General features: G+C 71.2%; 25 protein-coding genes and 1 other RNA gene. 8 read left to right on the forward strand and 18 right to left on the reverse strand.

What is annotated here, in order from left to right:
* Positions 1-124: 124 nt before the first annotated feature.
* Positions 125-1,075, reverse strand: a complete 951-nt coding sequence (locus tag AC06FP_RS01775; protein WP_456117078.1) for a peptidoglycan DD-metalloendopeptidase family protein — start codon at positions 1,073-1,075, stop codon at positions 125-127.
* A 12-nt stretch (positions 1,076-1,087) separates the two neighbouring features.
* Between AC06FP_RS01775 and AC06FP_RS01780 the strand changes: the two genes are divergently transcribed.
* Positions 1,088-1,525, forward strand: a complete 438-nt coding sequence (locus AC06FP_RS01780; RefSeq protein WP_478074260.1) for a DciA family protein — start codon at positions 1,088-1,090, stop codon at positions 1,523-1,525.
* 180 nt (positions 1,526-1,705) lie between these two features.
* On the opposite strand, the gene lpxC is transcribed toward AC06FP_RS01780, so the two are convergent.
* From lpxC to mraZ, 14 genes are all read right to left on the reverse strand, one after another.
* Entirely contained in the window at positions 1,706-2,617 is a 912-nt protein-coding gene (gene lpxC / locus AC06FP_RS01785) for a UDP-3-O-acyl-N-acetylglucosamine deacetylase (RefSeq protein WP_456117080.1), read from the reverse strand.
* 270 nt (positions 2,618-2,887) lie between these two features.
* Positions 2,888-4,117 (reverse strand): cell division protein FtsZ, encoded by a 1,230-nt coding sequence (gene ftsZ, locus AC06FP_RS01790; protein WP_433852487.1) that lies wholly within the window; start codon positions 4,115-4,117, stop codon positions 2,888-2,890.
* 176 nt (positions 4,118-4,293) lie between these two features.
* Complete coding sequence (gene ftsA, locus AC06FP_RS01795; protein WP_054667596.1) at positions 4,294-5,529, reverse strand: cell division protein FtsA; 1,236 nt, start codon at positions 5,527-5,529, stop codon at positions 4,294-4,296.
* Positions 5,526-6,254 carry a cell division protein FtsQ/DivIB gene (locus AC06FP_RS01800; RefSeq protein ID WP_456117081.1) on the reverse strand — a complete coding sequence of 243 codons (729 nt, stop codon included), beginning with the start codon at positions 6,252-6,254 and terminating at the stop codon, positions 5,526-5,528. Before AC06FP_RS01800 ends, ftsA begins: the two co-directional genes overlap by 4 nt.
* Positions 6,255-6,354: 100 nt before the next feature.
* Positions 6,355-7,791, reverse strand: a complete 1,437-nt coding sequence (murC, locus tag AC06FP_RS01805) for a UDP-N-acetylmuramate--L-alanine ligase (protein WP_478074261.1) — start codon at positions 7,789-7,791, stop codon at positions 6,355-6,357.
* A 43-nt stretch (positions 7,792-7,834) separates the two neighbouring features.
* Positions 7,835-8,932, reverse strand: a complete 1,098-nt coding sequence (gene murG / locus AC06FP_RS01810) for an undecaprenyldiphospho-muramoylpentapeptide beta-N-acetylglucosaminyltransferase (RefSeq protein WP_478074262.1) — start codon at positions 8,930-8,932, stop codon at positions 7,835-7,837.
* Complete coding sequence (gene ftsW, locus AC06FP_RS01815) at positions 8,932-10,239, reverse strand: putative lipid II flippase FtsW (protein WP_456117084.1); 1,308 nt, start codon at positions 10,237-10,239, stop codon at positions 8,932-8,934. Before ftsW ends, murG begins: the two co-directional genes overlap by 1 nt.
* Complete coding sequence (gene mraY, locus AC06FP_RS01820; RefSeq protein ID WP_478074263.1) at positions 10,239-11,324, reverse strand: phospho-N-acetylmuramoyl-pentapeptide-transferase; 1,086 nt, start codon at positions 11,322-11,324, stop codon at positions 10,239-10,241. The genes ftsW and mraY overlap by 1 nt, the downstream gene beginning before the upstream one ends.
* Positions 11,314-12,696, reverse strand: coding sequence for a UDP-N-acetylmuramoyl-tripeptide--D-alanyl-D-alanine ligase (locus AC06FP_RS01825; protein ID WP_478074264.1), 1,383 nt, complete (start codon positions 12,694-12,696; stop codon positions 11,314-11,316). Before AC06FP_RS01825 ends, mraY begins: the two co-directional genes overlap by 11 nt.
* Positions 12,693-14,183: a UDP-N-acetylmuramoyl-L-alanyl-D-glutamate--2,6-diaminopimelate ligase gene (locus AC06FP_RS01830; protein ID WP_478074265.1), complete on the reverse strand. Its 1,491-nt coding sequence runs from the start codon at positions 14,181-14,183 to the stop codon at positions 12,693-12,695. Before AC06FP_RS01830 ends, AC06FP_RS01825 begins: the two co-directional genes overlap by 4 nt.
* 8 nt (positions 14,184-14,191) lie before the next feature.
* Positions 14,192-16,051 (reverse strand): peptidoglycan D,D-transpeptidase FtsI family protein, encoded by a 1,860-nt coding sequence (locus tag AC06FP_RS01835; protein ID WP_478074266.1) that lies wholly within the window; start codon positions 16,049-16,051, stop codon positions 14,192-14,194.
* A gap of 67 nt (positions 16,052-16,118) precedes the next feature.
* On the reverse strand, positions 16,119-16,382 hold the full coding sequence (gene ftsL / locus AC06FP_RS01840) for a cell division protein FtsL (protein WP_054667605.1): 264 nt from the start codon (positions 16,380-16,382) through the stop codon (positions 16,119-16,121).
* The gene (gene rsmH / locus AC06FP_RS01845) at positions 16,379-17,410 is read right to left on the reverse strand and encodes a 16S rRNA (cytosine(1402)-N(4))-methyltransferase RsmH (protein ID WP_478074268.1); all 1,032 of its coding nucleotides are present in this window, start codon (positions 17,408-17,410) and stop codon (positions 16,379-16,381) included. The genes ftsL and rsmH overlap by 4 nt, the downstream gene beginning before the upstream one ends.
* A 14-nt stretch (positions 17,411-17,424) precedes the next feature.
* The gene (gene mraZ, locus AC06FP_RS01850) at positions 17,425-17,871 is read right to left on the reverse strand and encodes a division/cell wall cluster transcriptional repressor MraZ (protein ID WP_054667607.1); all 447 of its coding nucleotides are present in this window, start codon (positions 17,869-17,871) and stop codon (positions 17,425-17,427) included.
* 332 nt (positions 17,872-18,203) lie between these two features.
* On the opposite strand from mraZ, the gene AC06FP_RS01855 reads away from it, so the two are divergent.
* Positions 18,204-18,962, forward strand: a complete 759-nt coding sequence (locus AC06FP_RS01855) for an NRDE family protein (protein WP_478074269.1) — start codon at positions 18,204-18,206, stop codon at positions 18,960-18,962.
* A gap of 512 nt (positions 18,963-19,474) precedes the next feature.
* On the opposite strand, the gene rnpB is transcribed toward AC06FP_RS01855, so the two are convergent.
* Positions 19,475-19,826: RNase P RNA component class A (gene rnpB, locus AC06FP_RS01860), an RNA gene on the reverse strand.
* 73 nt (positions 19,827-19,899) lie between these two features.
* Complete coding sequence (rsmI, locus tag AC06FP_RS01865; protein WP_478074270.1) at positions 19,900-20,724, reverse strand: 16S rRNA (cytidine(1402)-2'-O)-methyltransferase; 825 nt, start codon at positions 20,722-20,724, stop codon at positions 19,900-19,902.
* A gap of 81 nt (positions 20,725-20,805) precedes the next feature.
* Here rsmI and AC06FP_RS01870 point away from each other — a divergent pair, with 81 nt between their 5' ends.
* The 6 genes from AC06FP_RS01870 to AC06FP_RS01895 are packed head-to-tail and all read left to right on the forward strand — an operon-like array spanning position 20,806 to position 25,833.
* Positions 20,806-22,533 (forward strand): penicillin-binding protein activator, encoded by a 1,728-nt coding sequence (locus tag AC06FP_RS01870; protein ID WP_478074271.1) that lies wholly within the window; start codon positions 20,806-20,808, stop codon positions 22,531-22,533.
* Complete coding sequence (locus tag AC06FP_RS01875; protein WP_478074272.1) at positions 22,523-22,894, forward strand: YraN family protein; 372 nt, start codon at positions 22,523-22,525, stop codon at positions 22,892-22,894. Before AC06FP_RS01870 ends, AC06FP_RS01875 begins: the two co-directional genes overlap by 11 nt.
* Positions 22,894-23,439 (forward strand): metal-dependent hydrolase, encoded by a 546-nt coding sequence (locus tag AC06FP_RS01880; RefSeq protein ID WP_478074273.1) that lies wholly within the window; start codon positions 22,894-22,896, stop codon positions 23,437-23,439. Before AC06FP_RS01875 ends, AC06FP_RS01880 begins: the two co-directional genes overlap by 1 nt.
* A gap of 19 nt (positions 23,440-23,458) precedes the next feature.
* Complete coding sequence (locus AC06FP_RS01885) at positions 23,459-24,028, forward strand: TlpA disulfide reductase family protein (protein ID WP_478074274.1); 570 nt, start codon at positions 23,459-23,461, stop codon at positions 24,026-24,028.
* Positions 24,029-24,037: 9 nt separating this feature from the next.
* Complete coding sequence (locus AC06FP_RS01890; protein ID WP_478074275.1) at positions 24,038-25,423, forward strand: FAD-binding oxidoreductase; 1,386 nt, start codon at positions 24,038-24,040, stop codon at positions 25,421-25,423.
* Positions 25,424-25,455: 32 nt separating this feature from the next.
* On the forward strand, positions 25,456-25,833 hold the full coding sequence (locus AC06FP_RS01895; protein WP_478074276.1) for a nuclear transport factor 2 family protein: 378 nt from the start codon (positions 25,456-25,458) through the stop codon (positions 25,831-25,833).
* A gap of 13 nt (positions 25,834-25,846) precedes the next feature.
* On the opposite strand, the gene thiL is transcribed toward AC06FP_RS01895, so the two are convergent.
* A complete protein-coding gene (gene thiL / locus AC06FP_RS01900; protein WP_478074277.1) occupies positions 25,847-26,821 on the reverse strand; it encodes a thiamine-phosphate kinase in 975 nt (324 codons plus the stop codon).
* Positions 26,822-26,887 lie beyond the last annotated feature (66 nt).

The raw sequence follows: 26,887 nt of genomic DNA on the forward strand, positions 1-26,887 counted from the left end.
CGGCCCCACCCCAAGCGGGACCAGCCGGGCACAAACGAAACAGGGCGCAATGCGCCCTGTCGATGGCAACGCCTATTGTAGCTTGGGGCGGGCGCCTGGCGATTCAAGCGCCCGCCGCTGGCGCTCAGCCCCGCCCGATGCGGCCCACCGGGGTGTTGCCGCCGTCGCCGAGGAACTTGCGCGGGTTGACCACGCGGCCGTCCTGCCACACCTCGAAATGCACGTGCGCGCCGGTGGAGCGCCCGGTGGAGCCGGCCTTGGCCACTTCCTGGCCGACGCGCACCAGGTCGCCCTGGCGCACGCTCAGGCGCGAGTTGTGCGCGTAGCGGGTGACGTAGCCGTTGCCGTGGTCGATGTCCACGACGTTGCCGTAGCCGCCCTTGACCCCGGCGAAGCTGACCACGCCCTCGGCCACGGCCATCACCGGGTCGCCGACGCGGGCGTGGAAGTCCATGCCCTTGTGGGTGGCGGCGCCGCGGCCGAACGGGTCGGCGCGGGTGCCGAAACCGGAGGTCACGTAGCTGTTGCGGATCGGCATGCGCGAGGGTACGGCGTTCTGCTCCAGCTGGTGGTCGAACAGCAGCGACTCGAGCACCGACAACTGGCGGCCTGAAGCAGCGAAGCGCTGCTCCAGCACCTGTAAGTCGCTGTTGACCGCGCTCAGCGGGATGTCCTGGGCCGGGCCGGCGTCGCCGTCACCCAGGCCGGGCGTCTCGTTGAAATCGAACTCGCCGTCCTCGAGCTTGCCCATCTGGGTCAGGCGCTCGCCCAGCGCGTTCAGGCGCGTGGCCTGGGCCTGCAGCTCGCCCAGCCGCGCGGCCAGCGCGTTGACCTGGGTCTGCGCGTCGGCCTGCACCCTGGCGAGCTCCTGCTCCTGGCGCTCGACCTTGGCGCGCAGCGCCGCGTCGCCAGCCGCGCCGACGCCCAGGGTGAGCCCCACGCCGACCAGGCAGCCCAGCCCCATCACGGTGCCGAACAGCGCCTTTGGCCTATCCTCGAAAAACACCTGCAGGCGCGCCAACGGCGTTTTCGCCTGCTGCCCCCGTGTTTTGATTACGATCTTTTTGAATGCCATCGAAGAATTCTTATGTCTGAGCCGAAATCCAGCGTTCGTTCCCGCACCGCGCCCAAACAGGCGCTGGAAGCGGTCATGGCGGACAAAGCAGGGAACCCGTTGCGGCGAGCCCTGTGGCTCGATGCGCTGGACCGGCAGTTGCGCCCCCATCTGCCGCCTGCGCTGGCGAGCCGTTGCCGGCTGGCCAATGTGGACGGCGAACACCTCGTTTTTCTCGTCGAATCGCCGGTCTGGCACGCCAAGGTCAGGCTTGCCGAAAACCAGCTGCTCGACGCGGCCCGATCCATCGGGCTGAAGGCCACCCGGGTGACCGTCAAGACTGCAACCGCGCCTGCACCCTCCCCGGTGCGCAACGACCAGCGCAGCACTCACGCAGTAACGGCCGCCACGCACAAAGGCCTGCGCGACGCCCTGGCTTGTCTGGCGGATGTAAAGGGTACCCGTTCCTGAATGCGGGCGGAGTTCCTCCACCGCATCCGGGCATCCCGAAGGACCCCAGCACCAAGCCGGCAGGAATCCTAGCCGCGACTTGCCGTGCAGGAGTTAGTCTTTTGTTAAGAGAAAGTTAAATTCAGGCCGGAATGGCGCCTGGATTCACATTTTGTCTACGCCAATCGGCGCACCGCCCATTCAGGCGTAGGCAGCCGCCCCGTAGACGATGGGATCGGCGGCGGACGGCGAGTCGAAGCTGGCCCACTCCCAGGCGCTGGCGTCGGCCAGCAGGGCGCGGACCAGCTTGTTGTTGAGCGCGTGGCCGGATTTGTAGCCTTCGTAGGCGCCCAGCACCGGGCCGCCGGCCAGGTACAGGTCGCCGATCGCGTCGAGGATCTTGTGGCGCACGAACTCATCGGCGTAGCGCAGGCCGTCGTCGTTGAGCACGCGGAACTCGTCCAGCACGATGGCGTTGTCCATCGAACCGCCCAGCCCCAGGTTGCGCTCGCGCATGTACTCCAGGTCGCGCATGAAACCGAAGGTGCGCGCGCGGGAGATTTCCTTGATGTAGGCGGCGGTGGAGAAATCGATCTCCACGCGCGACTGCCTGGCCGGGATCATGGGGTGGTCGAACTGGATGGTGAAGCCCAGCCGGTAGCCTTCATGCGGTTCGAAGCGGGCGATCTTGTCGCCGTCGCGCACTTCCACGGTCTTGAGGATGCGCAGGAAACGCTTGGGCGCGGGCTGTTCGGCGATGCCCGCCGACTGCAGCAGGAACACGAACGGGCCGGAGGAACCGTCCATGATCGGCAGTTCGGCCGAGGACAGCTCGACGATGGCGTTATCCACGCCCAGGCCGGCCATGGCCGACATCAGGTGTTCGACGGTCTGGATCTTGGCGCCTTCGCAGGTCAGGCCGGTGCACAGGGTCACCTCGGTGACGAGGTCGGCGCGCGCCGGCACTTCCACCACCGGGTCCAGATCCACGCGGCGGAACACGATGCCATGGTCGACCGGGGCCGGGCGCAGGGTCATGTACACCTTGTCGCCGCTGTGCAGGCCGACGCCGGTGGCGCGGATCGTGTTCTTGAGGGTGCGCTGCTGGATCATCGGATGGGTTCAGGAGGGACCGCCCGGAGCGCGGCCATAGCCAAACAAGAATAACACGCATCAACATCCGACCCTGGCGCGCGGCGCAGGCCCGCCTCCTCCGGGGAGGCGAAGATGCCGCCGGGCCGATCCTGGCCCGGCAGCAAGGACATGGATGCTGCCACCGGGGAGGACAACCCCGGTGTCTGTCACAACGACCTTTGACCGTCCGGCCCGCCGTCCACCGCCGGTGTCCCGTTCAGGGCGCCCGGCGGAACGGTGGCCGCGCGGTCAGTCGGCCTGGCGGCGCAGAAACGCCGGGATGTCCAGGTAGTCGCTCGGCAGCTCGGCGGCGGCAGGTGCGGCCGCCGGGGCCGAGGCGGCCACGGTGTCCGAACTCGGGCGGCGCAGGCCCATGCCCAGCGAGCTGCCCACGGCCTTGGCCACCGCGTCGGCCGGGCTCTCGTAGTCGCCGCCGAACTCGGCCTGGCCGGTGGTGGCGTTGCGCACCAGCTTGATCGGCGCGCGCTCGCCCGGGCGCTGCGCGCTCTTGGCGGCGGCGCGGTTCAGGCCGGTGGCGACCACGGTCACGCGCACTTCGTCCTGCATGTCCGGGTCGAGCACGGTGCCGACCACGACGGTGGCGTCTTCCGAGGCGAAGCCGTCGATGGTGCGGCCGATCTCGTCGAACTCGCTCATGGTGAAGTCCGGGCCGGCGGTGATGTTGACCAGGATGCCGTTGGCGCCGGCCAGGTTCACGTCGTCCAGCAGCGGGTTCTGGATGGCGGCCTCGGCGGCGGCCTGGGCGCGGTCGTCGCCGCGGGCGGTGCCGGTGCCCATCATCGCCAGGCCCATTTCCGACATCACGGTGCGCACGTCGGCGAAGTCGACGTTGATCAGGCCCGGGCGCACGATCAGGTCGGCGATGCCCTGCACCGCGCCCTGCAGCACGTCGTTGGCGGCGCGGAAGGCCTGCACCATGGTGGCGTTGCGGCCGAGCACGGTGATCAGCTTCTCGTTGGGGATGGTGATCAGCGAGTCGACGTGCTGGCTCAGTTCCTCGATGCCCTTCAACGCCACCTGCATGCGGCGGCGGCCTTCGAACGGGAACGGCTTGGTGACCACGGCCACGGTCAGGATGCCCATTTCCTTGGCCAGCTGCGCCACCACTGGCGCGGCGCCGGTGCCGGTGCCGCCGCCCATGCCGGCGGTGATGAACACCATGTCCGCGCCCTGCAGGGCGTCCATGATGCGCTCGCGGTCCTCCAGCGCGGCCTGGCGGCCGACTTCCGGGTTGGCGCCGGCGCCCAGGCCCTTGGTGACGTTGGTGCCAAGCTGCAGCTGCAGCTTGGCGCCGCAGTTCTTGATGGCCTGCGAGTCGGTGTTGGCGGTGATGAATTCAACGCCGTCCACGCTGGAGTTGACCATGTGCGCCACGGCGTTGCCGCCGCCGCCGCCCACGCCCACCACCTTGATCACCGCATTGGGTGCCATCTTCTCGATCAGTTCGAAATGTGCCATGTCCATGTCCTCGTTATAACCGCTTCCGTTGGCGTGGCCGTGCGGGCGTCCTGCCCTTGCGTACCGCGCCGTCGTTGCGGCAGTTGTCGTTGGAATCCATCGTGGCCTGCGCCACTCCGGGGTACTGCCCTGCTTCAATCGCCGGCCGCGGAGCCGGCGCTACCGCCTGTTCCGCGTCAGAACTCGCCGCGGAACCAGTTCTTCAATTTGTTGAACAGCGTGCCGGCGCGCCCGGTGGGCAGCGACGGACGCCGCGGGTGTTCGATCTGGCTGCCCATCAGCAGCAGGCCGACGCCGGTGGCGTGCACCGGGTTGCCGACCACCTCGCCCAGGCCGGTGACGTGCTGCGGGATGCCCACGCGCACCGGCATCTGCAGCATTTCCTCCGCCAGCTCGACCACGCCTTCCATCTTCGAGGCGCCGCCGGTGAGCACCATGCCGGCGCGCACCATCTCCTCGAAGCCCGAGCGGCGCAGTTCGGCCTGCACCATTTCGAAGATCTCCTCGTAGCGGCCCTGCACCGCCTGCGCCAGCGAGGCGCGCGGCATGCGCCGCGGCGGGCGGTCGCCGACCGACGGCACCTGGATGCTTTCCTCGGCGGTGGCCAGCTGCGCCAGCGCGCAGGCGTAGCGCACCTTGATCTGCTCGGCTTCCGGGGTCGGCGTGCGCAGCATGTGCGCGATGTCGTTGGTGACGTGGTCGCCGGCGATCGGCAGCGAGGCGGTGTGGCAGATCGCGCCCTGCACGAACACCGCGATGTCGGTGGTGCCGGCGCCGATGTCCACCATCACCACGCCCAGCTCGCGTTCGTCGGCGGTCAGCACCGCCACCGACGAGGCCAGCGAGGACAGCACCAGGTCGTCGACCTGCAGGCCGCAGCGCTGCACGCACTTGCTGATGTTGGCCGCGGCCGACTGCGCGCACACCACCAGGTGCGCGTGCACCTCCAGGCGCACGCCGGTCATGCCGACCGGGTTGCGGATGCCTTCCTGCGAATCGTCCAGCACGTACTCGCGCGGGATCGCGTGCAGGATCTTCTGGTCGGCCGGGATCGCCACCGCCTTGGCCGCTTCCAGCACGCGGTCCAGGTCGCCCCAGGTCACCTCGCCCTCGCGGATCGGGGTGATGCCCTGCGAGTTGCGGCACTGCACGTGGTTGCCGGAGATCGAGGCGTAGACCGAGCGGATCTCGCAACCGGCCATCAGCTCGGCTTCCTCGATGGCGCGCTGGATCGACTGCACCGTCGATTCGATGTCCACCACCACGCCGCGCTTGAGCCCGCGCGATTCGTGCGAGCCGATGCCGATCACCTCGATCGGGCTGCCCGGCGAGTACTCGCCCACCAGCGCCACCACCTTGGAGGTGCCGATGTCGAGGCCGACGATCAGCGATTTGTCACCCTTGCGATTCATGTCCTGTCCTGCGTCTGCTTTGCTGCCGGCGGCGGGGTTCCCCAGCTCAGCGTGAAACCGTTGGTGTAGCGGAGGTCGGCGCGCACGATCGGCACCTGGGTGCGCGTGAGCTGCGGCAGCACGCGCACGAAGCGGCCCAGCCGCGAGCGCGCGTCGTCGCGGCCGACGATGACTTCGGTGCCGTTGTCCAGCGCCAGCGACCAGCTGCCGCGCGCGTCCATCGCCACCCGGCGCACGTCCACGCCGGCCGGCGCGAACAGCGCGCGCGAATCGTTGTAGAGCTCGACCACTTCGGCGGTCTTGCTGTCCGGGCCGTCGAGCTCGGGCAGCGGCGCGTTCTCCAGGCCGTGCGGGGTGGCGAACAGGCGGCCCTGCTCGGACAGCAGCCGGTCCTTGCCCCAGCGCGCGAACGGCTTGTGTTCGACGACGCTGACTTCCAGCACGTCCGGCCACTGCTTGCGCACCTGCGCGCTTTCCACCCACGGCAGCTGCTCCACCGCGTGCTGCGCGTCCTGCAGCTTCACCGCGAAGTAGCCGGCGCGCGCATACGGCAGCAGCACCCGGCGCAGGTCCTCGCCGGGCACGCGCTTGAACTCGCCGTGCACGCGCAGTTTGGCCAGCGGCCAGCGCTCGGCGCCGACCCAGCCATTGAGCACCGCGACCACCGGCAGCACCACCAGCGCGATGGCCAGCAGCCAGGCGAGCATGCGCAGCACCGCGCTCATGCGCGCCCCCCGTCCGTCCTGCCGGTTCCGCACGACGGCGCCGCACCGCGGCCGTTTCCGGCCGGGGCGGTGGTGCGCGTCAGCGGAAGCAGGCGGGCCTTCATTCCTCGCGCGCCCCCTGGAAACCGCCGCTGGCGATCTGCTGGGCGACGTGGCCGATATCGCCGGCGCCCATCATCAGCAGCAGGTCGCCGTCGCGCAGCACGTCCGGCAGCACCGACACCAGGTCGTGGGCATGGCCGACCACGACCGGCTCGCTGCGGCCGCGCGCGCGGATGGCGCGGGCCAGCGACCTGGAATCGGCGCCCGGGATCGGCGCCTCGCCGGCCGGGTACACCTCGCTCAGCACCAGCGCGTCCACCTCCGACAGCACCGCGGCGAAGGCGTCGAACTGGTCGCGGGTGCGGCTGTAGCGGTGCGGCTGGAACGCCACCACCAGGCGCTGCTCCGGCCAGCCGCCGCGGGCGGCGGCGAACACCGCGGCCAGCTCGCGCGGGTGGTGGCCGTAGTCGTCGATGAGCCGCACCTTCGCGCCCCTGGCGGTGGTGACCACGCCCAGGTCGTTGAAGCGGCGGCCCACGCCCTCGAACTTCTCCAGCGCGGCAGCAATCGTTTCCGGCGCCACGCCCAGCTGCCAGCCGATGGCGGCGGCGGCCAGCGCGTTGAGCACGTTGTGGCGGCCCGGCAGCGCCAGCGTCACCGGCACGCTGCTGCCTTCGGGCAGGCGCAGGGTGAAGCGCATGCGCGCGCCGTCCTGCTCCACATCCTCGGCGCGCACGTCGGCGTTGCCGCTCATGCCGTAGGTCATGACGTGGCGCGGCGTCTGCGTGGCCAGCGCGGCCACTTCCGGGTCGTCGATGCACAGCACCGCCAGGCCGTAGAACGGCAGGCGCTGCAGGAATTCGGCGAACGCCGCCTGCACGCGGGCGAAGTCGTTGCCGTAGTTCTCCAGGTGGTCGGCGTCGATGTTGGTGATCACCGCGACCAGCGGGTTCAGCCGCAGGAAGCTGCCGTCGCTCTCGTCGGCCTCGGCCACCAGCCACTGCCCGCCGCCGAGCTTGGCGTTGGCGCCGGCGGCCAGCAGCTGCCCGCCGATCACGAAGGTCGGGTCCAGCCCGCCTTCGCTGAGCACCGCGGCGGTCAGCGAGGTGGTGGTGGTCTTGCCGTGCGTGCCGGCCACGGCGATGCCGCGGCGGAAACGCATCAGCTCGGCCAGCATCGCCGCGCGCGGCATGATCGGAATGCGCTGGCTGCGCGCTTCCATCAGCTCGGGGTTGTCCTCGCGGATCGCGCTGGACACCACCACGCAGTCGGTGCCGAGCACGTTGGCGGCCGAGTGCCCGCGCATCACCCGCGCGCCCAGCCGCGCCAGGCGGCGGGTGGCGGCATTGTCGGCGTTGTCCGAACCGGAGACTTCGTAGCCCAGGGTCAGCATGACTTCGGCGATGCCGCTCATGCCGGTGCCGCCGATGCCGACGAAATGCACGCGCGGAAAGGCGCGGACCAGGTCGGTGGTGTCGTGGAGGCGGCGGATCATGCGCGGCCTCCGGTGTGGCGGGCGCGGGTGCGCGGTGCCGTGTTCATGCTGCTTCCTCGAGAATGATGTCGGCGATGCGTTCGGCCGCATCGACCTTGGCCAGCGCACGCGCGGCCTGCGCCATCTGCATGCGGCGGGCGGGCGTGTGGGCAAGCGCGCGCAGCACGCCTTCCAGGTTGGTGGCCAGCGCGTCGTCCTGCTTCAGCAGTTCGGCGGCGCCGCGCTCGACCAGGTATTCGGCGTTGCGGGTCTGGTGGTCGTCCACCGCCGCGGCGAACGGCACCAGCACGCTGCCGATGCCCACCGCGCACAGCTCGGCCAGGGTCGAGGCGCCGGAGCGGCACACCACCAGGTCGGCCCAGGCATAGGCCGCGGCCATGTCCTGGATGAAGGCATCGACGCGGCCGTCGACGCCGGCGTCGCGGTAGGCCTGCTGCGCCTCGCCGTGCAGCTTCTCGCCGCACTGGTGCCAGACCTCGATGGCGACGCCGCCGCCCAGCGCGGCCAGCGCCCTGGGCACCGCGTTGTTGAGCGCGCGCGCGCCCTGGCTGCCGCCCAGCACCAGCACCCGCATCGGGCCGTCGCGGCCGGCCAGGCGCTGCTCCGGCGCCGGCAGCGCGGCGATCTCGGCGCGCACCGGGTTGCCGACCACTTCCTCGCGGCCACCGGCGAAGCTGCCCGGGAAGCCGGTCAGCAGGCGCCGCGCGAAGCGCGACAGGATGCGGTTGGTCATGCCCGGCGCGCGGTTCTGTTCGTGCACCAGCAGCGGCAGGCCATGCAGGCGCGCGGCCATGCCGCCGGGGCCGGAGGCGAAGCCGCCGAAGGCCACCACCGCGCGCGGGTTGCGCTCGCGCAGGACGAAGCCGGCGGCGCGGATCGCGCGCAGCACCCGCAGCGGCGCGCCCAGCAGCGCCAGCCTGCCCTTGCCGCGCAGGCCGGAGATGGCCAGCGTGTCGATGGCGATGCCGTGCTGCGGCACCAGGCGCGTTTCCATCGCGCCATCGGCACCGAGCCAGGTCACCGGAACGCCGCGCTCGCGCAGCACCCGGGCGACGGCCAGGCCCGGGAAGATATGCCCGCCGGTGCCGCCGGCCATGATCAGCACCGGGCGCGCGTCGCCATTCGTCCTGGAGGCGGCCATTACGCGATCCTCCCGAAGGTCGGCTCGACCCGCTGCTGCATGCGGCTGGTGCCGCGCGCCGCGCCGGCCTGCATGGCCGTGGCGATCGCGCTGGCGGTGGCCGGCTCGACCGGCTGCGCCGCGTCGGCGGCCGGCGCGTCGGCCGGGTCGGCATCGCCGCGCACTTCCTGGCGGCGCACCGCGCGGTTGTACTCCCACGACACGCGCAGCAGCACGCCGATCGCCACGCAGGTCATCATCACGCTGGAACCGCCGGAGGAAATCAGCGGCAGGGTCAGGCCCTTGGTCGGCAGCATGCCCAGGTTCACGCCGATCGACACGAAGGTCTGCAGGCCGATCCACAGGCCCACGCCGAAGGCGATGTAGCCGGAGAAGTGGCGGCGCATCTCGATGCAGCGCATGCCCAGCCAGAACGCGCGGCCGACCAGCAGCGCGTACAGCGCGACGATGGTGCACACGCCGGCGAAGCCCAGCTCCTCGGCGATCACCGAGAAGATGAAGTCGGTATGCGACTCGGGCAGGTAGTTGAGCTTCTGGATCGACGCGCCCAGGCCCACGCCGGTCCATTCGCCGCGGCCGATCGCCATCAGCGCGTTGGACAGCTGGTAGCCCGAACCCAGCTGGTCTTCCCACGGGTCCATGAACGAGGTGACGCGGCGCATGCGGTACGGCTCGAAGATCACCAGCAGCACCAGCGCCGGCAGCATCAGCAGCACCGGCAGGATGATGCGCTTGAGCTGCGCGCCGCCCAGCACCAGCATGCAGGTGGTGATGCCCAGCAGCAGCATCGAGGAGCCGAAGTCCGGCTGCAGCAGCAGCAGGACGACCAGCACGCCGACCACGCCGACCGGCTTGAGCATCGCCTGCCAGGTGGCGTTGACCTCGTCGCGGAAGCGCACCAGGTAGCTGGACAGCCAGACGATGTACAGCACCTTCACCGCTTCCACCGTCTGGAACTTGGAGAAGCCCAGGTTGATCCAGCGGCGCGCGCCGTTGACGGTGCTGCCCAGGCCGGGCACGAACACCACCACCAGCAGCGCGAAGCAGCCCAGCAGCAGCAGGTGGTTGTACTTCTCCACCTCGCGCAGCTCCACGCGCATGGCCACCACCGCCAGCACCACGCCGATGCCGATGAACACCAGGTGGCGGGTCAGGTAGTAGAACGGGCTCTGGGTCAGGGCGATGGAGCTGGACGCCACCATCACGATGCCCAGCGACGCCAGCGCCACGGCCGCGCCCAGCAGCCACTTGTCGTAGTGGCCGCCGATCGCTTCGAGCCGGGTTGCCTGGCGCGCGGTATCGTCCATCAGCGCACCTTCAGCGTCGCCAGGCCGATCAGCACCAGCACCACCGAGATGATCCAGAAACGCACGATCACCCGCGGCTCGGGCCAGCCCTTGAGTTCGAAGTGGTGGTGGATCGGGGCCATGCGGAACACGCGCTTGCCGGTCAGCTTGAAGCTGGCCACCTGGATCATCACCGACAGCGTCTCGATCACGAACACGCCGCCCATCACCACCAGCACCAGTTCCTGGCGCACGATCACGGCGATGGTGCCCAGCACCGCGCCCAGCGCCAGCGCGCCGACGTCGCCCATGAACACCATCGCCGGATAGGTGTTGAACCACAGGAAACCGAGGCCGGCGCCGGCGATCGCCGCGCAGATGATCACCAGTTCGCCCGCGCCCGGGATCTGCGGGATCTGCAGGTAGCTGGAGAACACCGCGTTGCCCGAGGCGTAGGCGAACACGCCCAGCGCGCAGGCGACCATCACCGTCGGCATGATCGCCAGGCCGTCCAGGCCGTCGGTCAGGTTGACCGCGTTGGAGAAGCCGACGATCCAGAAGTAGGCGATGGCCACGAAGCTGATCCCGGCCAGCGGCAGCGCGATGGCCTTGAACATCGGGATGTACAGGGTCAGCGCCGCCGGCACGTCGGCGGTGTAGAACAGGAACAGGCCTGCGCCGAGGCCGAAGATCGACTGCAGCAGGTACTTCCAGCGCGACTTCAGGCCGTTGGGGTCGCGTTTTGCGATCTTGATCCAGTCGTCGTACCAGCCGATGGCACCGAAGCACAGCATCACCGCCATCACCAGCCACACGTAGCGGTTGCGCAGGTCGCCCCACAGCAGCACCGCCAGCAGCACCGACAGCAGGATCAGGCCGCCGCCCATGGTCGGGGTGCCGGCCTTGGAGAAGTGCGACTGCGGGCCGTCCTTGCGGATCGGCTGGCCGCCCTTGAGCTGGGCCAGGCGGCGGATCGCCGCCGGCCCCAGCCACAGCGACAGGCCGAGCGCGGTCAGCGCCGCGAGGATGCCGCGGAAAGTGAGGTAGTTGAACAACCGGAACAGGTCGTCCAGCTGCTGCAGCCAACGGGCCAGTTCAAGCAACATGCGGTGTGTCCTCGCCGCGCCCCAGCAGCGCGGTCACGATCTTGTCCATGGCGCTGCCGCGCGAGCCCTTGACCAGGCAGCGCACGCCAGCATGAAGTTCGGTATCCAGCGCCGCGGCCAGCGCGGCGTGGCTGTCGAAATGACGACCGCCCTCGCCGAACGCGGCAGCGGCGGCGGCGCTCAGCGGCCCCAGCGCGTACAGGCGCTTGAGCCCGGCCTCGCGTGCACGCACGCCGGCCTGCGCGTGCAGCGCCTGCGCGTCGGGGCCGAGTTCGCGCATGTCGCCCAGCACCAGCCAGCCTTCTTCGCGGCCCGCGGCCAGCGCGGCGATCGCCGCGGCCAGCGAGCCCGGATTGGCGTTGTAGCTGTCGTCCACCAGCACCGCGCCGCTGGGCAGCACGTGCGCGACCTGGCGGCCGGCGACCGGGCGCGCCTGCGCCAGGCCTTCGGCGACGTGCGGCAGGGCGATGCCGGCGGCCAGCGCCAGCGACGCGGCGGCCAGCGCGTTGAGCACGTTGTGCCGGCCCGGCAGCTGCAGCGCCACCTCGGCCTCGCCCTGCGGGGTGCGCAGACGGAAGCGCGAGCCGGCTTCGGCCAGCGCGATGCCGGTGGCGGTGACCTCGGCGCTGGCTTCCAGGCCGAAGCGGATCACCCGGTGCGTACCGGCGCGGTCGGCGAAGAACGGCGCGAACGCGTCGTCCGCGTTGACCACCGCCACGCCGCCCTCGCGCAGGTCGTCGTAGACCGCCGCCTTGGTGTTGGCGATCTCCAGCAGGCTGCCCATGCGTTCCAGGTGCGCCGGCGCGACGTTGTTGACCAGGGCCACGTCCGGCGCGGCGATGGCGGTGAGGTAGGCGATGTCGCCCGGCTTGCCGGTACCCATCTCGTAGATGGCGAAATCGGCGTCTTCCGGCGCGTCGATCACCGCCAGCGGCATGCCGATCTCGTTGTTGCGGTTGCCCGGCGTGGCGTAGACCTGGCGGCCCTCGACCGCGGCCACGTGCTGCAGGATCGCCAGCAGCAGCGTCTTGACGCTGGTCTTGCCGTTGCTGCCGGTGATGGCGAACACACGCGTGGCGCGGCCCTGCTGCATCGCGCTGGCGATCCTCGCCAGCGCCCGCTCGGCGTCGGCGACCACCACCTGCGGCACGTCCAGCGGCAGCAGGCGTTCGACCAGCAGCGCGCCGGCGCCGTTCGCCACCGCGCTGGCGGCGAAGTCGTGGCCGTCGAAGCGCTCGCCGCGCAGGGCCAGGTACAGGCTGCCCGGCGCCAGGGTGCGGCTGTCGTTGCCGATGGCGTCGATGCTCGCATCCTCGCCATGCAACTCGCCGCCGGCCCAGTGCGCGATCAGCGACAGCGGGGTGCGCTTCATGCCGCGCCTCCGTTTGCCGCGGCGCACGCGCCTGCATGCCGGCCGGCCAGCGCGCGCGAGGCGACGTCGGTGTCGTCGAAGGGGTGTTTGATGCCTGCGATCTCCTGGTAGGGCTCGTGGCCCTTGCCGGCGACCAGCACTATGTCGCCGGGGCCGGCCAGCGCGACGGCCGCGCCGATGGCGCGCGCGCGGTCGCGCTGCACGTTCACCCGCGACGGCGCGGCGAAGCCGGCGATGATGTCGGCGACGATCGTGTCGCCATCCTCGCCGCGCGGGTTGTCGTCGGTGACGAACACCACGTCGGCATGCTTCTCGGCGATGGCCGCCATCTGCGGGCGCTTGCCGGTGTCGCGCTCGCCGCCGCAGCCGAACACGCACAGCAGGCGGCCGTCGAGATGACCGTGCAGGCTGCGCAGCGCCTGTTCCAGCGCGTCGGGCGTGTGCGCGTAGTCGATGACCACGGTCGGCTCGCCCTGCCCGCCGAGGCGGTTCATGCGGCCGCGGATCGGCTGCAGCCGGCCCAGCACCCCGGCGACGGTCGCCGCCGGCTGGCCCAGCGCGTGCAGCGCGCCGGCCACGGCCAGCAGGTTGTCGACATTGAAGCGACCCAGCAGCGGCGAACGCAGCGCATGGCGCTCGGCGCCGATCACCAGCTCGAAGCCGATGCCCTGCCCGTCCAGCACCAGGGCTTCGGCGCGCACCGTGGCGCCGGCCTGGCCGGTCGAGCTCAGGCCGATGGCCTGCACGCCCGCGGCCAGAGTGCCGATCAGTTCGCGGCCGAACCCGTCGTCCAGGTTGATCACCGCCGCCTTCAGGCCATCGCGATGGAACAGGCGCGCCTTGGCCGCGCCGTAGCTGGCCATGTCGCCGTGGTAGTCGAGATGGTCGCGGGTGAGGTTGGTGAACACCGCCACGTCGTAATGCACGGCATCGACGCGCCCCTGGTCCAGCGCGTGCGAGCTGACTTCCATCGCCACCGCCTGCGCGCCGGCATCGCGCAGCTGCGCGAGCACTTCATGCATCTGCAGCACCAGCGGCGTGGTGAAACCGGTCGGCACCACGTCGCCGTACAGGCCGACGCCGAGCGTGCCGATGCTGCCGCTGCGGGTGCCCAGCAGGTGCCAGGCCTGGGCCAGCAGCTGCACGGTCGAGGTCTTGCCGTTGGTGCCGGTCACGCCGACCATGGTCATCGCGCGCGAGGGATGGCCGTGGAACTGGTCGGCCATCGTGCCCATGCGCTGGCGCAGGCCGGGCACGGCGATGGCGTCGGCCGGCGCCGGCAGATGCGCCGGCGCCGGCGGATCGAACAGGATGGCGCTGGCGCCGGCGGCCCTGGCCTGCGCGACGAAACCCAGCCCATGCGCGCCGAAACCGGCGATGGCGACGAAGGCATCGCCCGGGCGCACCTGGCGCGAGTCCAGCACCAGCCCGCCGATCTGCGGGTCGGCCGGCAGCGTCAGGTCGGGCAGCAGCTGCGACAGTTTCATGGTGCGGCTCACTGGCGCACCTCCGGCGTGGCCGGCTGCGGCGCGGTGGCGGTCGGCATGGCCGCGTTGAATTCGGCGTCGATGTTGGGCTCGGCCGGGTCCTGCGGAACCGGCAGCACGGCCGGATTGGTGACCGGGTTGCCGCCGACCTTGCCGGCCGCCTGCGCCGCCAGCCACGACTGGATGTCGTCCGGCGGCACGTCCATCAGCCGCAGGGTGCCCTCCATCACGTGGTGGAACACCGGCGCGGACACCAGGCCGCCGTACTGCAGCGAGCCGCGCGGGTCGTTGACCACGATCACCGCGGCGAAGCGCGGGTTGGTGGCCGGCACCACGCCGGCGAACAGCAGGTTGTAGTGGCCGCGCTCGTAGCCGTTGGGGCCGTTCTTGCGCGCCGTGCCGGTCTTGCCGGCGACGTGGTAGCCAAGGATCGCCGCCTGCTTGGCGCCGCCCTGGGTCACCACCGTTTCCATCATCCGCACCACTTCCCGCGCGACCTCCGGGTCGATGACCTGGCGCGCCTCGTTGTGCTGGCCCTTGACGAAGGTGGGCTGGATCACGCGGCCGCCGTTGGCCAGCGCCGAGTACGCCTGCGCGATCTGCAGCGGCGTCACCGACAGGCCGTAGCCGTAGGACATGGTGGTCTTGGTGGTGCCGTACCAGCCCGGGCTGCCCGGCGAGGGCACCACGCCGGCCGATTCGCCGGGGAAGCCGCTGTGCGGCGCCACGCCGTAGCCGAAGGCGCGCACCGAGTCGTAGAAGGCCTGGTCCGGCAGGCGCGCCACGATCTTGGCCGCGCCGATGTTGGAGCTGCGGGTGATCACGCCGGTGACGTTGAGCACGCCGTTGTTCCGCGGCACGTCGCGGATGGTGTAGCGGCCCAGCGTCAGGTAGCCCGGATTGGTGTCGATGATGGTGTCCGGGGTGACCACGTGGTTCTGCAGCGCGGTGGCCACGGTCAGCGGCTTCATCGTCGAACCCGGCTCGACCAGGTCGGTCACGGCGCGGTTGCGGCGCGCGTCCGGGGTGGCGCCGCTGACCGAGTTCGGGTTGTAGGTCGGCAGGTTGGCCATGGCCATCACCTCGCCGGTGGCCACGTCCATGATCACGATGGAACCGCCGGCGGCCTGGTTCGCGGTGACCGCGTTGCGCAGCTCGCGCATTGCCAGGAACTGGATGCGGCGGTCGATGCTCAGGGTCAGGTCCTTGCCGGGTTCGGCCGGACGCACCAGGTCGATGCTCTCCACGATCGCGCCCTTGCGGTCGCGGATCACCTTCTTGGCGCCGGGCTTGCCGCGCAGCCATTCGTCGAAGGCCAGTTCCAGGCCTTCCTGGCCGTGGTCGTCGATGTTGGTGAAGCCCAGCACGTGGGCCATCGCCTCGCCCTGCGGGTAATAGCGGCGGAACTCGCGCTGCGCGAACACGCCGGGGATCTTCAGCGCGACGATCTGCTCGGCCACGTCCGGGTTCATCCGGCGGCGCAGGTACATGAATTCCTTGTCGGCCTTCTGCGTGAGCCGGGCAGTCAGCTCGTCCACCGGCAGCGACAGCGACTGCGCCAGTTCGGGGATGCGCTCGGGCGCGCGCAGCAGCTCCTGCGGGTTGACCCAGATCGAGGCCACCGGCGTGGACACCGCCACCGGCTCGCCGTTGCGGTCGGTGATCATGCCGCGCGAGGTGGCGATGGGCACTTCGCGCAGATAGCGCGCCTCGCCCTGGCGCTGGTAGAAATCGCTGTTGATCAGCTGCACGTAGGCGGCGCGGCCGACCAGGGTCACCGCGCACAGGCCCAGCCCGGCGCCGACCATCAGCATGCGGCTGCGCAGGTTGAACTGACTGCGGTTGCGGTTGCGGCGTGGCGCGTTCATGGCGCACATCCCTGTGCGCCACCCTGCGGGCGGCTTCGCCGTGCAAAACGGCTGTCCTGCCGTCTCGTCATGGCCGCACCACCACGATGTCGCCGGCTTCCGGGAACTTCATGCCCAGGCGGCCGCGCGCTTCCTGGTCCACGCGCGTGGCCTGCGCCAGCGTGGCCTGTTCCAGCTGCAGGCGGCCGAATTCGATGTTGAGCTCGTCGCGCGCGTGCTCCAGCCGCGACAGCTCGACGAACAGCTGGCGATGGCGGTGGCGCATGAACACCACGCCGATCGCCGAGGCGATCGTGCAGGCCAGCAGCACCACCAGCAGCAGGCGGCTCATGGGGCCCCTCCCGTGGAAGCGGGGAATGACGGATCGTGGGGAAACTTCACTCCCGCCTCCCCGATCCCGCTTCCCCGCTTCTCCGCCACCCGCAGCACCGCGCTGCGCGAACGCGGATTGACCGCCAGTTCGTCGTCCTTGGCCTTGATGGCACCGCCGACCAGGTCCAGCACCGGCACGAACGCGACCGTCTCGGGCAGGCGGCGGTTGGCCGGCGGCGCCTTGGCGTGGCGGTTCATGAACTGCTTGACGATGCGGTCTTCCAGCGAGTGGAAGCTGATCACCGCCAGCCGGCCACCCGGCTTGAGCCGCGCCAGCGCCGCGTCCAGCCCGGCCTCGAGGTCGGCCAGCTCGCGGTTGATGTGGATGCGGATGGCCTGGAAGCTGCGCGTGGCCGGGTGGATCTTGTCCTTGCCGCGCGGCATCACCGAGGCGATCAGGTCGGCCAGTTCGGCGGTGCGCGCGAACGGCTGGCTGGCGCGGCGGGCGACGATGGCGCGGGCGATGCGGCGGCTCTGGCGCTCTTCGCCATAGGTCCACAGCACGTCGGCGATCTCGCGCTCCTCGGCGCGGTTGAGCCACTGCGCCGCGCTTTCGCCCGAGTCCGGGTCCATGCGCATGTCCAGCGGGCCGTCCTTGCCGAAGCTGAAACCGCGCTCGGCCACGTCCAGCTGCGGCGAGGACACGCCCAGGTCGAACAGCACGCCGTCCAGGCCGGCGGCGGTCTCGTTCCAGGCCAGCAGGTCGGCGAAGCTGCCGCGATGGATCGCCACGCGCGGGTCCGGCGCGAAATCGCGCTGGGCCACGGCGATGGCTTCCGGGTCCTTGTCCATCACCAGCAGGCGGCCATCGGGGCCGAGCTGGCGCAGCACGCCGCCGGCGTGGCCGCCACGGCCGAACGTGCCGTCCAGATAGGTACCGTCCTCGATCACCCTCAGGCCCTGCAGGACCTGGGTGTACAGCACCGGCAGGTGAGCCGCCGGCGGCTGCGACACCGGAGGGTGACCGGCCTGCGCTTGACCGCGCACCCGGGCACCCCGGCTCACAACTTCAGGTCGAGCAGCCCATCGCCCAGATCCTCGTCAGACAGCGTCTGCTGGATCAGTGCGCGATGCGCTTGCTCGCTCCATAGTTCGAACTTGTCGCCCATGCCCATCAGCACCGCCTTCTTTTCGATGCCGACCGCGTTGCGGTGGCTGGACGGCAGGCTGATGCGGCCATTGCCATCCAGTTCCAGATGGGCGGCCGAGCCGACAAGTTTCTGCTGCAGGGTGCGCACCACGCGCTGGGTGTTGGGCTTGGCCATCACGTCGTCGCGTACCCGCTCCCATTCCTGCTCGGCGTACAGCCACAGGCACCCGGCTTCGAACGGGTTGTAGGTCAGCACCAGGCGGTTGCCACTCGCACGCGCGACAAGGTCGCGGTAGGCGGTGGGCACCGCCATGCGTCCCTTGTCGTCAACCGTGATGGCCGTCTCGCCTTGAAACACGCCGTCTCTACCTGTCAGTGCCTGATGTCGCCTGGGCGGTCATTGAACCACGGAAAACCACAAAAAACCCGGTTTTCCCTCGGATGCCCACCTTAGCAGCGACCGAAGGCTTGTCAACAATTTTTCGCGGGCAAAATCGTCATTCGCATCAAGGGTTTGCGCCAATCTTTAGAGACTTGTTCAAACTTTATCCACAAGTTGCTGTTTCGTCTCAAATTTTGAGATTTCGATGAAATTCAGCGGTGTAGACGCAGCGTGAAAGCGACGGTTCATCCGGGCCGCCATTCAGCCAGCCTTGGCTGCCGACCGCGCAGGAAGGCACACTGGCGGGCATGTGCCTGGTTGCTCTCGCCTGGAAATCCCACCCCCGCTGGCGCCTGTTCATGGCGGGCAACCGCGACGAGTTCCACACCCGCCCCACCGCCGCGCTGGAACGCTGGGCGCCGCCGCAGGAAGAGGTAATCGCCGGCCGCGACCTGCGTTCGGGCGGCACCTGGATGGGGATCGACGGCAGCGGGCGCGCGGCGGTGATCACCAACGTGCGCGACCCGACCGCCGCCAGCGGCGGCCCCTCGCGCGGCGCCCTGGTCGCGGACTACCTGGCCGGCGCCGGAACCTCCGCCGCCGACCGGATCGGGCAACTGGCGGCGCACGCCAGCGACTACGCCCCGTTCAACCTGCTGCTGGCCGATGCCGGCGGCTGCCATTACCTGGGCAACCACCCGCCCGCGCGGCAGACGCTGGCGCCGGGCGTGCACGGCATGTCCAACGGCGCGCTCGACGCGCCCTGGCCGAAGACGCGCCGGCTGATGGCCGCGCTGGAAAACTGGCTGGCGCAGGGCGATGCGCCGCTGGACGGCCTGTGGGCCGCGCTCGCCGACGAATGGCGGCCGGCCGACGCCGACCTGCCGGCGACCGGCATCGCGCTGCCGCTGGAACGGCACCTGTCGGCGGCCTTCATCCGCGGCGAGGACTACGGCACCCGGGCCAGCACCCTGCTCGCGATCGATCATGACGGCCACGGCTTCATCGCCGAACGCCGCTTCGGCCCGCAAGGCGTCTTCCTGGGCCACACCCGCATAGATATCTGACCCGCAGAAACGGCCGACCCGGAAGCCCGTGCAGGCCTTCCCCAACGCGCGATGCGAAGCGAGCCAAGCCATCCCTCTGGAGCAGAGCCCTTTTAGCAAAGGGCGCACGCCGACAGGCGCAGGGGCATGGAAGGCAAGGACATCCGACCCGCGAAAACGACCGACCCGGAAGCCCATGCAGGCCTCCCCCAACGCGCGATGCGAAGCGAGCCAAGCCACCCATCTGGAGCAGAGCCCTTTTAGCAAAGGGCGCACACCGACAGGCGCAGGGGCATGGAAGGCAAAGAACATCCGATCCACGAAAACGACCGACCCGGACGCCTGTGCAGGCCTCCCCAACGCGCGACGCGAAGCGAGCCAAGCCATCCATCTGGAGAACAGCCCCCTTTAGTAAAGGGGGGCGCGCCGACAGGCGCGGGGTTGTGGAAGGCAAAGGGCCCGGGGCCCACAGTTTTGTACCGCCTCCGCGGTACAAAATTGTGGGGCTTTTCCCGCCCAGCAGGCGGGAAAAGCGGCGGAGCCGGCCTGTAAGCCGGGTTCTGTCGTGGACAGTCATTCTTCTAGGCGCCACGTCGCCGTGACGCTCGAGCAACCTACCCGGACCCGACGCGGGCCACGCCATTAGGTCCCTATTTGGTCTTGCTCCAGGTGGGGTTTGCCGTGCCGGTCCGTTGCCGGACTCGCGGTGCGCTCTTACCGCACCATTTCACCCTTACCGGCCTCCCGAAAGAGACGTAGGCGGTATCTTTCTGTTGCACTTTCCGTCGGCTCGCGCCGCCCAGGCGTTACCTGGCACCTTGCCCTGTGGAGCCCGGACTTTCCTCGGCGTTCCCGAAGGAACGACGCGACTGTCCGGCCGACTCCGCCGCGCGCATTGTACGGGGTAGCGCCCGCTTTGCGGGCGCCGCCCCGGATTCCGCTCATCCGCCGGCCGGTCTCAGCCGCCGTACAGCGCCTTGCGCGGCGCGCCGCTCAGTTCGGCCGCAAGCCGGGCGGCGGTGGATGGCGGCAGATGTTCGTTGAGCCTGGCGTAGAGCCGGCGGCCTTCGGCGACCTTGGCGTCCTCGTCGTCGGCCGCGCCCTGCACCATCACCACGAACTCGCCCTTGCGCTGGTTGTCGTCGGCCTGCACCGCGGCGAGCAGCTGCTCCAGGCTGCCGTCGAGCACGGTCTCGAACAGCTTGGTCAGTTCGCGCGCGACCACCGCCGGGCGCGCGGCGCCGAAGGCCGTGACCATGTCCGCCAGCGAGTCGGCGATGCGGTGCGAGGACTCGTAGAACACCAGCGTGCCGGTTTCGCTGGCGAGCCGCTGCAGGCGCTCGCGCCGCGCGGCGGCCTTGGCCGGCAGGAAGCCCTCGAACACGAAACGGTCGCTCGGCAGGCCGGCCACGCTCAGCGCCGCGATCGCGGCGCAGGCGCCGGGCACCGGACTCACCTTCACCCCCGCCGCCCGCGCCGCGCGCACCAGGCGGAAACCGGGGTCGCTGACCAGCGGCGTGCCGGCATCGCTGACCACCGCCATCGATTCGCCGCCGAGCAGGCGCGCCACCACGCGCTCGGCCATCGCCTCCTCGTTGTGGTCGTGCAGCGCCACCAGCGGCCTGCTGATGCCGAAATGCGACAGCAGCTGGCCGGTGTGGCGCGTGTCCTCGGCGCAGATCGCCGCCACCGTGCGCAGCACCTCCTGCGCGCGCGGGCTCAGGTCGGCCAGGTTGCCGATCGGCGTGGCGACGACGTACAGGGTGGCGGGGGCAGCGGGCATCATCGGCTTTTCCATGGGCAAGGTTAGAATCCTACCGTGTCCCCCACCCGGCGCCGCCGCATGCCGTTGAACGGATCCCGAATGAACAAGCCCGCCGCACGGATCACCGCCCTGTCACTGTCGCTCCTGCTGTTCGCCGGCTGCGCCACCACCGGCGTGGCGCCGACCACCTCGCCGGGGCAGCAGGCGGCCATCGCCCTGCTCGAACAGGGCAAACCGCGCGAAGCCGCGCAGCAGCTGGAAGCCGAGGCCGCGCTGGCGCGCGGCGCCGCCAAATCGCAGCTGCTGGCCGACGCCGCCTTCGCCTGGCATGAAGCCAATGACGACGCGCGCGCGCGCATGCTGCTGCCGCAGGTGCAGGTACGCCAGCTGGCCGGCGCCAGCCGCCAGCGCCATGCGCTGCTGGTCGCGGAACTGGCCCTGGCCGACAAACAGCCTGCGGCCGTGCTGCAGGCGCTGGGCGCGCAGCAGCCGGACCTGCTGCCCGCCGCCCAGCAGGCGCGCTGGCACCTGGCCCACGGCCAGGCGCTGGAGGCCGATGGCGACGCCTTCGCCGCGGCCGCCGCCCGCGCCCGCGCCGGCGTGCTGCTGTCCGGCAGCGCCCGCACCGACAACCAGCGCGCCATCACCCGCCTGCTGGCGGGGCTGGACGATGCCACCCTCGCCAGCCGCAGCGCCGCGCTGGCGGCCGGCGACCCGCTCTACAACCACGCCGGCCGCGCCCTGATCGGCCGAGGCCTGCCGCTGCCGCGCCCGTTCGACCGCGACGCCGCCTGGCAGCTGGATACCGGCAAACGCCCGCCCGCGGACGCCGACGGCTACCGCCCACCGGTGAAGATGGCGGTGCTGCTGCCGCTGTCCGGCAACCTGGCCACCGCCGCCGCGCCGGTGCGCGACGGCCTGCTCGCCGGTTACTACGCCGAATCGCGCCGCCGCCCGCAGGTCGACTTCATCGACACCCGCGGCACCCCGGCCGGCGCCATCGCCGCCTACGACAAGGCCGTGGCCGGCGGCGTCGATTTCGTGGTCGGGCCGCTGGGCCGCGACGAAGTCGACGCGCTGTTCGGTCGCGCGCAGCTGCAGGTGCCGCTGCTGGCGCTCAACCGCGGCAAGGACACGCCCCCGGCGGGCAGCGCCGGCTTTTCGCTGGCGCCGGAGGACGACGGCATCATGGCCGCCGAATACCTGCTGGCCCGCGAGCGCGGCAACGCGCTGGTGATCGGCAGCAACGACGACACCGGCCGCCGTGCCACCGCCGCCTTCGCCGAGCGCTTCGCCGAGCGCGGCGGAAAGGTCGCCGCCAGCCTCAGCGTCGGCGACGCCCCCGGCGACCTGGGTGCGCGCCTGCGCCAGGCCGGCGCGGTCGATGCGGTGTTCCTGGCGGTCAAGGGCCCGCAGGCGCGCGCGCTGGCGCCGCAGCTGGCGCTGGCCGGACTGGGCGGCGCCACGCGCGTGGGCACCTCGCAGCTGGTGTCCGGCACCGGCAAGGCCGACGAGGACATGGCGCTGGACGGCATCGCCTTCCCGAGCGAAACCTGGTCCGTGCGCGGCGCCCCGGGCCTGCCCGCGGCCAGCGAGCTGGCCACCACCCTGCCGACCGCGCGCGGCGCCGCCGCGCGCCTGTTCGCCTTCGGCTACGACGCCTGGAAGATCACCGCCTACCTGGAAAAGCTGGCCAACAGCACCCAGGGCGGCCTGGCCGGCGCCACCGGCTCCCTGCACCTGGACGGCTTCGGCAACGTGCTGCGCCGGCCCGCCTGGTCCACCTTCAGCGGCGGCCAGCCGGTGCCGACCGGTGATGGCCGCTGACAGGGCCGCACGCGGCGCGGCGGTGGAAGCCGCCGCACGCCGCTACCTGGAAAACGCCGGCCTGCGCTGGCTGGCCGGCAACGTCCGCTACCGCGGCGGCGAGCTCGACCTGGTGATGTTCGACCCGGCCGCCACCAGCCTGGTCTTCGTGGAGGTGCGCTACCGCCGCGACGGCGCGTTCGGCGGTGGCGCCGCTTCGGTCGATGCCGGCAAGCGCCGCCGCCTGCTGCTGGCCGCGCAGCTCTATCTGTCGGCGCACCCCGCCCACGCCCAGGCCCCGTGCCGCTTCGACGTGGTCGAGGCCAGCGGCGAGCCACCGCGGCTGCACTGGCTGCGCGACGCCTTCCGCGCCGACGACTGATGCCCAGCGTGTTCACCCATGCCGCGGTCCCGCTGGCGCTGTGGTGCGCCAGCGAACGCGGCCGCGTGTCCACGCGCCTGCTCGGCGCCGGCGTCGTCGCGGCGATGCTGCCCGACGCCGACGTGCTGGCCTTCGCCCTGCACGTGCCCTACGCCGACGCCTTCGGCCACCGCGGCGCCAGCCACTCGCTGCTGTTCGCCGCCCTGCTGGCGGCGCTGGCCCTGCTGCTGCACCGGCCGCTGCATGCGGGAAGGCTGCAGGCGCTGGTCTTCGTGTTCGCCTGCGCGCTCTCGCATCCGCTGCTCGACGCGCTGACGTCCGGCGGCCTCGGCGTGGCGCTGTGGTGGCCGTGGAGCGACGCGCGGCTGTTCGCGCCATGGCGGCCGATCCGCGTTTCGCCCTTCGCCAATGCCTTCTTCAGCGCGCGCGGCCTGCAGACCGTGCTGTCCGAACTGCGCTGGGTGTGGCTGCCGCTGGCACTGGCGGTACTGGGCTGGAGGATGATCCAATCGCCGCCAGGCGCAAGCGGCCGCGCCCCGGATTGAGCCGCACGGGGGAGGACATATGGAATGTCGCATTTGGCGGCCCTGCGGGCTGCTGCTGTGCTGTCTGCTGACGCTGCTCGCACCGCTTGCCCACGCCGCCGATGAAGCGCCCGCCTTGCCGCAGGTGGGCGAATTCCCGCCGCCCCTGCTGGGCAACAACCGCCAGGGCGAGAGAGTCGACCTGCAAGAACGGCGCGGCAGGATCGTGGTGGTGACCTTCTGGGCCAGCTGGTGCGGGCCGTGCATGCGCGAACTGCCGATGCTGGCGCAGCTGCAGAAGGTGGTGGGCAAGGACGCGCTGGAAGTGATCGCGGTGAACTGGGGCGAACCGCGCGCGGACGTGGTGGCCTTCGCACGCCGCAACAACAAACTCGACCTGGAATACGTGTTCGACGGCAAGGGCGAAACCGCCGCGCGCTACGGCGTGCGTGCGGTGCCGCGCATGCTCGTGCTCGACCGCGAGGGCCGCGTCGCCTCGATCCACGTGGGCTATTCGGTGGATGCGCTGCCCGGTTTCATGGAGGAAATCGTCGCCCTGCTGCCCGACGAGGTCCGCAACCGGCCGGCCCACAACGCGTCCTCGCCCTAGAATGCGGTGATGGACCCCACCCTCCCCACCGCTTTCGACCGGACCCTTTCCGACCTGCTGGGCGCGCACTGGCGCACCGACGCCGCCGCGCTGGCCGCGCACGCGCAGGACAACTCCTGGCGGCATGCGCTGCCGCTGGGCGTGGCGCTGCCGGAAAGCCGCGAACAGGTGCAGGCCATCGTGCGCGCCTGCCGCGCGCATGGCGTGCCGCTGGTGGGGCGCGGCGCCGGCACCGGCACCACCGGCGCGGCGGTGCCCGTTGCCGGCGGCATCGTGCTGTCGTTCGCGCGCATGAACCGCATCCTCGCGCTGCGCCCCGGCGACCGCTGCGCGGTGGTCGAGCCGGGCGTGCTCAACGGCGACCTGCAGCAGGCGCTGCAGCCGCATGGCCTGTTCTGGCCGCCGGACCCGTCCAGCTTCGAGATCTGCAGCATCGGCGGCAACCTGGCCACCAACGCCGGCGGCCCGCGCGCGGTGAAGTACGGCACCACCCGCGACAACGTGCTCGGGCTGGTGGCGGTGACCGGCGCCGGCGAACTCATCGAATGCGGCGGCCCGTGGACCAAGGATGCCACCGGCTACGACCTCACCCACCTGATCGTCGGCAGCGAAGGCACCCTTGCACTGATCGTCGAAGCCACGCTCAAGCTGGCGCCGCGCCCGCGCGCGCAGGCCGGGCTGCGCGTGCTGTACCGCGACGCGGAGAGCGCCGCGGCGGCGGTGGCGCGGGTGATGACCCAGCCGGCCACGCCCACCACCCTGGAATTCATGGATGCGCGCAGCCTGGCGCTGCTGCGCCGCAACGGCGCGCAGGTGCCCGACGCCGGGGCGATGCTGCTGATCGACGCCGATGGCGACGACGACACCCTGCCCAGCGTGCTGCATGCGCTGGCCCAGGCCGCCGAGGGCGAGGGCCTGCTGGCGCTGGACGTGGCGATGGACGGCAGCGCGTGCGACCAGCTGTGGGCGGCGCGGCGCGCGCTGTCGCCGGCGCTGAAGAGCATCGCGCCGGGCAAGATCAACGAGGACGTGGTGGTGCCGGTCTCGCGCATTCCGCAGCTGGTGGCCGGCGTGCAGGCGCTGTCGGCGCGTTTCGGCCTGCCCATCGTCACTTTCGGCCATGCCGGTAACGGCAACCTGCACGTGAACATCCTCTACCACCCCGACGATGCCGGCGAGAACGCGCGCGCCCATGCGGCGCTGCCGGAGGTGTTCGCGCTGACCCTGGCGCTGGGCGGGACGCTGTCCGGCGAGCACGGCATCGGCCTGGCCAAGCGCGATTTCATGGCCCAGGCCTTCACCCCGGCGACGCTGGCGGCGATGCGCGCGGTCAAGCAGGCGCTGGACCCGGACGGCATCCTCAACCCGGGCAAGGTGCTGCCGCCGGCCGGCTAGCCTGCCCCTCCACCACCGAGCGAGCACGGACCATGGACATCGACCCCTCGCAGTTCGCCGCGCACTGGGCCGCGGCCTGGAACGCGCACGACGTGGACGCGGTGCTGGCGCACTTCCATGACGATGCGGTGTTCACCTCGCCGTTCGCCCGCCAGCTCCTGCCGGAAACCGGCGGCGTGCTGCGCGGCAAGGCCGCCATCGGCGCCTACTGGAGCGCGGGGCTGGCACGCATTCCCGACCTGCGTTTCCATGTCGATGCGGTGTTCGCCGGCATCGATACCGTGGTCATCGCCTACACCAACCAGAAAGGCGTGCGGGTGAGCGAGGTGCTGCGCTTCTCGGGCGACCGGGTGATCGAAGGCCACGGCACCTATCCGGCCGACGCGCACAACCCGACCGGCGCGCGCTGACCGGCGCGGCCGCTCATTCGACGAAGTGGCGGTAGCCGCCGGCGCGCCCCTCGCCCGCATCGCCTGCGCAGCGGACGCCGCGGCCTCCGGCGATGGTGCCGACGCGCGTCAGCGGCAGCGCGAGGGTCGATGACAGGGTTTCCAGGGCCTCGCGCCGTTCCGGCGCGGCGGTGAAGCACAGTTCGTAGTCGTCGCCGCCACGCAGCGCGCAGTCCAGCGCGGCATCGGCGCCGAGCGCGGCGCGCAGCGCCGGCGACAACGGCACGGCATCGGCCTGCACCACCGCCGCCACGCCGCTACGCGTGGCGATGTTGCCGAGGTCGGCCAACAGGCCATCGGACACATCGGCCGCCGCATGCGCCAGCCCGCGCAGCGCCAAGCCGAGCTGCAGCCGCGGGGTTGGCCGCTGCAGCCGCTGGCGCAGCCGTTCGTGGCCGGCGTCGGCCGCGGCCACGCGCACGTCCAGCCGCCCCTGCTGCCACAGCCGCAACGCGCCGGCCGCCTCGCCGGGGTGGCCGCTGACCCAGATGTCGTCGCCCGGCCGCGCGCCGTCGCGGCGCAGCACCTGCCCGGCCGGCACCTGCCCCATCGCGGTGATCGCGATCGACAGCGGCCCGCGCGTGGTGTCGCCGCCCACCACGGCGATGCCGCTGGCGTCGGCCAGCGCGAACAGCCCGTCGGCGAACGCATCCAGCCAGGCGGCGTCGGCCTGCGGCAGGGACAGCGACAGCGTGCACCACGCCGGCGCCGCGCCCATCGCCGCCAGGTCGGAGAGATTGACCGCCAGCGCCTTCCAGCCGATGTCGGCCGGCATGCTCTCGACGGGGAAATGTACGCCTGCGTTGAGCGTGTCGGCGGTGACCGCCAGCTGCTGTTCCGGCGCCGGCCGCAGCAGGGCCGCGTCGTCGCCGATGCCCAGCGCGATGTCGGCGCGCGCACGGGTGCGGCGCGCGATGCGTTCGATCAGGGCGAACTCGTCAAGGCTCATGGGCAGGCAGTCCTGGAACGAAAACGCCGGTGCCGATGCAGCCGGCCCCGGCGTCGTGGTGGAACC

This window comes from Stenotrophomonas sp. Steno-Z2 (assembly GCF_056393235.1).

Coding starts and splice junctions, on each gene's coding strand:
- AC06FP_RS01775 (WP_456117078.1), bottom strand. CDS start 1,075: ATGGCATTCAAAAAGATCGTAATCAAAACACGGGGGCAGCAGGCGAAA.
- AC06FP_RS01780 (WP_478074260.1), top strand. CDS start 1,088: ATGTCTGAGCCGAAATCCAGCGTTCGTTCCCGCACCGCGCCCAAACAG.
- lpxC (WP_456117080.1), bottom strand. CDS start 2,617: ATGATCCAGCAGCGCACCCTCAAGAACACGATCCGCGCCACCGGCGTC.
- ftsZ (WP_433852487.1), bottom strand. CDS start 4,117: ATGGCACATTTCGAACTGATCGAGAAGATGGCACCCAATGCGGTGATC.
- ftsA (WP_054667596.1), bottom strand. CDS start 5,529: ATGAATCGCAAGGGTGACAAATCGCTGATCGTCGGCCTCGACATCGGC.
- AC06FP_RS01800 (WP_456117081.1), bottom strand. CDS start 6,254: ATGAGCGCGGTGCTGCGCATGCTCGCCTGGCTGCTGGCCATCGCGCTG.
- murC (WP_478074261.1), bottom strand. CDS start 7,791: ATGATCCGCCGCCTCCACGACACCACCGACCTGGTCCGCGCCTTTCCG.
- murG (WP_478074262.1), bottom strand. CDS start 8,932: ATGGCCGCCTCCAGGACGAATGGCGACGCGCGCCCGGTGCTGATCATG.
- ftsW (WP_456117084.1), bottom strand. CDS start 10,239: ATGGACGATACCGCGCGCCAGGCAACCCGGCTCGAAGCGATCGGCGGC.
- mraY (WP_478074263.1), bottom strand. CDS start 11,324: ATGTTGCTTGAACTGGCCCGTTGGCTGCAGCAGCTGGACGACCTGTTC.
- AC06FP_RS01825 (WP_478074264.1), bottom strand. CDS start 12,696: ATGAAGCGCACCCCGCTGTCGCTGATCGCGCACTGGGCCGGCGGCGAG.
- AC06FP_RS01830 (WP_478074265.1), bottom strand. CDS start 14,183: ATGAAACTGTCGCAGCTGCTGCCCGACCTGACGCTGCCGGCCGACCCG.
- AC06FP_RS01835 (WP_478074266.1), bottom strand. CDS start 16,051: ATGAACGCGCCACGCCGCAACCGCAACCGCAGTCAGTTCAACCTGCGC.
- ftsL (WP_054667605.1), bottom strand. CDS start 16,382: ATGAGCCGCCTGCTGCTGGTGGTGCTGCTGGCCTGCACGATCGCCTCG.
- AC06FP_RS01855 (WP_478074269.1), top strand. CDS start 18,204: ATGTGCCTGGTTGCTCTCGCCTGGAAATCCCACCCCCGCTGGCGCCTG.
- rsmI (WP_478074270.1), bottom strand. CDS start 20,724: ATGCCCGCTGCCCCCGCCACCCTGTACGTCGTCGCCACGCCGATCGGC.
- AC06FP_RS01870 (WP_478074271.1), top strand. CDS start 20,806: ATGAACAAGCCCGCCGCACGGATCACCGCCCTGTCACTGTCGCTCCTG.
- AC06FP_RS01875 (WP_478074272.1), top strand. CDS start 22,523: ATGGCCGCTGACAGGGCCGCACGCGGCGCGGCGGTGGAAGCCGCCGCA.
- AC06FP_RS01880 (WP_478074273.1), top strand. CDS start 22,894: ATGCCCAGCGTGTTCACCCATGCCGCGGTCCCGCTGGCGCTGTGGTGC.
- AC06FP_RS01885 (WP_478074274.1), top strand. CDS start 23,459: ATGGAATGTCGCATTTGGCGGCCCTGCGGGCTGCTGCTGTGCTGTCTG.
- AC06FP_RS01890 (WP_478074275.1), top strand. CDS start 24,038: ATGGACCCCACCCTCCCCACCGCTTTCGACCGGACCCTTTCCGACCTG.
- AC06FP_RS01895 (WP_478074276.1), top strand. CDS start 25,456: ATGGACATCGACCCCTCGCAGTTCGCCGCGCACTGGGCCGCGGCCTGG.
- thiL (WP_478074277.1), bottom strand. CDS start 26,821: ATGAGCCTTGACGAGTTCGCCCTGATCGAACGCATCGCGCGCCGCACC.